The organism is Bacillota bacterium, from assembly GCA_012837285.1.
Taxonomy (GTDB): Bacteria; Bacillota; DTU030; order DUMP01; family DUMP01; genus DUNI01.
In genome coordinates, this window is record DURJ01000067.1 from 1 (window position 1) to 5,422 (window position 5,422).

Annotated in this window: 6 protein-coding genes and 1 riboswitch; of the genes, 2 read left to right on the forward strand and 4 right to left on the reverse strand. The window is 54.8% G+C overall.

Annotated features, from left to right (window positions below; genetic code table 11):
• Positions 1 to 129: 129 nt before the first annotated feature.
• On the reverse strand, positions 130 to 507 hold the full coding sequence (locus GX016_03895; protein HHT70700.1) for a hypothetical protein: 378 nt from the start codon (positions 505 to 507) through the stop codon (positions 130 to 132).
• A gap of 263 nt (positions 508 to 770) precedes the next feature.
• A riboswitch (glycine riboswitch) is annotated at positions 771 to 870 on the reverse strand.
• A 179-nt stretch (positions 871 to 1,049) separates the two neighbouring features.
• On the opposite strand from GX016_03895, the gene GX016_03900 reads away from it, so the two are divergent.
• Together GX016_03900 and yyaC are read left to right on the forward strand one after the other, a co-directional pair.
• A complete protein-coding gene (locus GX016_03900; protein HHT70701.1) occupies positions 1,050 to 1,190 on the forward strand; it encodes a hypothetical protein in 141 nt (46 codons plus the stop codon).
• Between the two features lie 4 nt (positions 1,191 to 1,194).
• Positions 1,195 to 1,794, forward strand: a complete 600-nt coding sequence (gene yyaC / locus GX016_03905) for a spore protease YyaC (GenBank protein ID HHT70702.1) — start codon at positions 1,195 to 1,197, stop codon at positions 1,792 to 1,794.
• Here yyaC and GX016_03910 read toward each other — a convergent pair.
• The 3 genes from GX016_03910 to GX016_03920 form a co-directional block, all read right to left on the reverse strand.
• Positions 1,791 to 4,511, reverse strand: coding sequence for a cation-translocating P-type ATPase (locus GX016_03910; GenBank protein HHT70703.1), 2,721 nt, complete (start codon positions 4,509 to 4,511; stop codon positions 1,791 to 1,793). The genes yyaC and GX016_03910 overlap by 4 nt on opposite strands.
• A gap of 119 nt (positions 4,512 to 4,630) precedes the next feature.
• Complete coding sequence (locus GX016_03915) at positions 4,631 to 4,774, reverse strand: hypothetical protein (GenBank protein HHT70704.1); 144 nt, start codon at positions 4,772 to 4,774, stop codon at positions 4,631 to 4,633.
• Positions 4,775 to 4,843: 69 nt separating this feature from the next.
• Positions 4,844 to 5,080, reverse strand: coding sequence for a YkuS family protein (locus GX016_03920; GenBank protein ID HHT70705.1), 237 nt, complete (start codon positions 5,078 to 5,080; stop codon positions 4,844 to 4,846).
• Positions 5,081 to 5,422: the final 342 nt, after the last annotated feature.

Consider the following 5,422-nt stretch of genomic DNA (forward strand, 5'->3'; position numbering starts at 1 on the left):
ATTTGAACATTTATTAGCCCGAAGCCAGTCCGATCCCTGCTAGCAGGGGCTATCCCTGTAACCAAGTTGTCCGCCCAGACAGTCTTTTATACTTAGAAAGCACAGCTTGGCCACATTCAGGTCCCTTATTCATGGAAGCAAGCTGATTAGAGCACTTTCAAATATAGACAGATCCACCGCTGCATAGTCACGCAGTACAGGAGGAGACCAGGACAGTTCGGTTCGCGGTCGCGTTTTTTTCACCGCCGCCATGGCAGCAGCCATGTAGTTCAAAGAATCCAGGTCCACTACCTGATTCGCTTCAGCGGTAAGCACCACGGTCTTATAAGGGATAAGCCCCGGCTTGAGACTGCTGGACAAGGGGTGTGTCAACAGCCGGTGTCCCCGATGAACCAGATCCCGGGCCTTCTTATATACCGCTGTCACGTCGCCGTCCACCAGCACTGGGCTAAGCTCGCCGTGCTGGGCCGGCACCAGGGGATTATTAGTGAGCACGATAAAGTACATTTTCGCCCTCCAGGCACAAATTTCCTCCTAGGTTGGACCTCCCAGGTTACACCTTTTAGGTTAACTTTCTAAGTCATGCCGCCTTCTAGATTTCACCTCCCAGAGCGTACCTCAAAAAGGCCAAAGGATTAACTAGGGGCAAGCAGTGGCAAAGCCACCGCTGCTTCCCCCCTGTCCTTTGGCCTGAGAGATTCCCCGCTTGAGTTCCCCCTTCGGCGCCCCATTGAATATCCGCCTGAAGTCAATGAGCCTCTCCAGAGTTCCGTCCCTACAAAGTCTTTTTGCCTGAGAGGTTCAGCTTACCGGGCAGCAACCGATAGCCTTGCTCCTTCGGCGTCCTGCGGACTCTCCTTTGTAGTTCATCCAAATAGTATTATTTATTGTTTCCGTTACCATTTCTTCCGCTTTGTGGATTTTTATTATACCATACGTGGGCTCATTTGGCTAGAGATCGACAATAACTATAATCGTAGTATAATTCTACCCTTTTTTTCAAATACTGACTTTGACAGAACTGGTAATGGTAAACAGGGGGAATGGCAATGGCCGGTTTAAAAGAAAAAAGCTGCCCCATGTGCGGTAACCTTATTTTAGATCTAAGTTTGAGCGGAGACGAAGGCGCTCTCTGCTATGCTTGTTATCGCAAAGTAGCGGCTCAACAAAAGAAAGCCCAGGAGGCCTGAACGAGTGGGGCTCTTTGCTCCGCCGCCCCAGGGGCTGCGCGTAAGTGTGGATGATACCTGGGCCGCTCAGAAGCTGGGTGGCAGCCTGTGGCAAGGTATTCGATACTCAGCTCCAGCAGAACAGGGGCTGATAGCTCTTTGTATCGGCACTGATCGCTCCACCGGTGATGCCCTCGGTCCGCTCACCGGCAGTTTTTTGGAGGCATTGGATTGTCCACAGCTTAGGATCATGGGTACTTTGGCCCAGCCGGTACACGCCACTAACCTTAAGGAAGCTGTCTCTGATCTGCGGGCCGAGTCTGGGAAACAGTGCGTTATCGCTGTGGATGCGTGTTTGGGCCGGCTGGAAAGCGTGGGCAAAATCGCCCTGGCGCCGGGAGCCTTGAACCCAGGAGCAGGGGTCAACAAGGAGTTGCCGTCGGTGGGCGATTATAATATTGTGGGGATTGTAAATGTGAGTGGTTTCATGGAACACCTGGTGCTGCAAAACACCCGCTTGCACTTGGTCTATCGCATGGCCGGTGTGATTGCCGACGCCATCGCCACGGTCTGTTACAAGTTATCGGCTACGTACCCGGCTGCCGGCCAGGGCTTTAGACCCTAGCCGGATCTTTTTGTTGCCGGTTCCGGTATCGGTACCGTCCTGGAAAAAGCTTTGCGCAGTTCCGCTGTGACTGCAGGCAGCAGCGCTGCCGGTAGGATCCAGCGCCAGTGGTTCCAGCTGAGAAAAGCTGTCTTAAAGACAGGCCGTAGCAAAGGTACATAGATGGTAAGTAAGAAAATCACCAGGGAGGCGAAACAGCCGATCAATAAAGTGCGATTGGTAAACAGGCCCAATCGAAATACAGGCAGACGTTCGGAGCGACTGGTAAATGATCGCAGCAGCTCGGCCACCACCAAGGTGGTAAAGGCCATGGTTCGGGCGCTGGTTAAATCGAACCTCTGTAAAGCAAACCAAAACACTCCCAGCACAGCCATGACCATAGCTAGGCCTTGACCGGCAATCCCAGATAACATGGTGCGGTCGAGAAGCGGCTCCTCAGGGGAGCGGGGTGAGCGATCCATGATACCGGGTTCGGCTCGTTCTACGCCCAGGGCCAAGGCCGGAAAGGCATCTGTTAATAGATTTAGCCACAGCAAATGAACTGGAAGCAGCGGCAGCGGTAAGGCCATCAATGCGGCCAAAAAGACAATCAGCACTTCACCCACATTGCAGGACAACAAGAAATAGACAAACTTTCGGATATTAGCATAGATGACACGGCCCTCTTCCACCGCCGCCACAATGCTGGCAAAGTTGTCATCGGTAAGAATCATGTCGGCGGCCCCTTTGGCTACGTCAGTGCCGGTGATGCCCATGGCTACACCGATATCGGCCTGCTTCAGCGCCGGAGCATCGTTAACCCCATCACCGGTTACAGCCACAATTTCGCCTTGTTCTTGCAGCGCCTGGACCAGGGCGCTTTTATGTTCCGGGGCCACCCGCGCATAGACATTTACCTTCTGAGCCTGTTCTTTCAACTGCTCTAGGGTGAAGTCCTCCAAATCGGCTCCGGTAAGAACCTCAGCGTCGGCAGCGAGTCCCAGTTCTCGGCCAATGGCCAGCGCCGTTTCCGGATGATCACCGGTGATCATCACGGTCCTGATACCGGCGCTGTGGCAGCGCCCTACCGCTTGTTTGGCTTCCGGCCGCAGGGGGTCTTTGAGGCCCACCAAGGCCAAGAAAGTCAGATCTTCTTCCACGGCGCTCAGCTCGTCCGGCGACGGCAGACGCGACAGCTTCCGGCAGGCTAACGCCAAGACTCTGAGAGCCTGGCCGGCCCAGCGAGCATTTTGTGCGCTAATCTCAGCTGCCAATTCGGCCGTAAGCTCCACCTTAACTCCGTTCACCAGCAGGTACCGAGACCGGGCCAAGGCCACATCGGGTGCACCCTTGGTTAAGACCAGCCAGTCGCCTTCTCCAGTGGGATGAACAGTGCTCATAAGCTTGCGCCGCGAGTCAAACGGCACTTCGGCGGCACGAGGATAATCCGGGGTTAAACTCGGCGGCGTTAAGCCTCCTTTGGCCGCCAGACCCAGTAGCGCCCCTTCAGTGGGATCTCCCACCAGGTCCGGCTCCGCTTCATCTATGTGGCTTACCCGGGCATCGTTACATAAGGCGGCTGTCATGAAAACAAGGCGCAAGTCTTGCAACTGCTGCTTAGTTAAGGGTCGGTCGTCTAAGGTAATTTGGCCGGCAAAACCATAAGCGCTCCCGCTGACAGCGTATAGCTTGCGATCGGCCCACAAAGCCACTGCCGCCATCTTGTTCTGGGTTAGGGTGCCGGTTTTGTCGGTACAGATTACAGTAGTCGATCCTAAGGTTTCTACAGCATGCAGTCGCTTTACAATGGCGTTCTTCGCCACCATGCGCTGCATGCCAAGTGCTAGTACAATAGTAACCACTGCCGGCAGCCCTTCCGGAATAGCAGCCACTGCCAGACTCACAGCTACCAAAAACAACTGCAACCAGTTAACGCCGTAACCGTCCCGAGCCAGGCCAGTGACAAAAACTATGACGCTGATGATCAGGGTAGCCAGGCCTAAGGTCCTTCCAACCGAGTTCAGTCGTTCTTGCAGCGGTGTAGCTCCTTCCGATGCCGCGGTGAGGAGGCCGGCGATACGGCCCACTTCGGTTTCCATACCGGTAGCCACCACTATCCCTTGTCCCCGTCCATAAACTACAGTGGTACCCAGGTAAGCCATGTTGCTACGTTCAGCCAAAGCTGTCTTGACCGAAAGCTGTGAGGCGGCATCCTTTTCTACCGGCACCGATTCCCCCGTAAGGGCAGATTCTTCTATTTTAAGACTGGCCGTCTGCTGCAAGCGCAGATCAGCGGGGATGGCCGTACCCGCTTCCAGTAGCACCAGATCGCCCAAAACCAGTTCCCAGGCCGGAATATCCATTACTTGACCGCCCCTAATTACCACTGCGTGCGGGGCCGCTATTTGCTTCAGAGCGTTTAATGCTCGCTGGGCCCGCCCTTCTTGAACCAGACCCAGGATAGCATTGACGATCACAATAAGAATAATAAGCGCGGCGTCGGTCCGTTCTCCCACCGCAAAAGATACAATGCTGGCCGCCAGCAGGATCAGTACCAAGAAATCTTGAAACTGGGCCAGCAGCCGGCGCCAAAAAGGAACGCCCTCCTCGCCCTGGAGCTCGTTGGGGCCCCAGTCTTCAAGCCGCCTCCGGGCCTCCTCCAGTGTCAACCCTTGGGCAAAATCGGTATGCAACTCGGCTGCAACACCGCTGGCCGGCATAGTATGCCAAACCTGCATCTTGTTTCCCCCTTGTGCACAGCTCTCGACCCCAACCGCTAGTGTAAGCTCTTGATCTTATAAAGATACCGAAAGGCGAGACCTTTTACCACAGGTCTCGCCCACTGCTTACGTTACCATCACCATAGACGGCGCCGCTTACGGATACGTTCAATAATACGATCAGCCCCTAGGGGCCGGTTGGTATTAAGCTCCTCTAGACTACGCCGACCTCGCGCCAACAGCAGCCAAGTCAGCCAAAGAATAAACGCCAACTCCAGCATTATCTGCCACCTCGGGCTTACCATTCGTCACTGATACAGCTTTTTCCTGCCCGCCGGCATCTCTCTTGGCTATAGCCGTCGACGCAAATCTTCCAGAACCTCCTGTGGCGACCGACCCCGGGCTGAAATCACCGGGGCTCCGGTATGAGGTTCAGTAAAGCCGAGAAAGTCCCGATCCCCACCGCTAATTACCACCGCCTCAGCATCGTGAAGCCCGTCGTCAAAGCCTACCACCTGGTACCCATGACGGCTCAGATGTTCTTTTATATTGCTCAAACCTTCTTCCACCGCAATTCGCTCTGCCACCGCCGCACCTCCCTGACCTAATCTATTGCTAGACTGTCCGAAAACCTGGGCTTTCATACAAAAAAGCGAATCCGGGGGCTATGTACCAAAGGACTTCGTGCAGAAGGAACTCTCTACAGCGCTGCCCTTTGAGTTTCGGGCCGGAACAAAGCCCGGCCGTTACTCCCCAGCTTTGGCATTCGGGACGAGAGACCCGCCCCCTATCAGAAGGCCTTCTGGTAGGGGCAGCTTGCATCCGAAGGATGACCCTCTGCGGTCGCCCGGCTTTCCGGTGGCAAAACACCGGGTATATTCCCTGACTGTGTACTAAATATTTCATGTAGGAGCAAACCTGATCTTAAA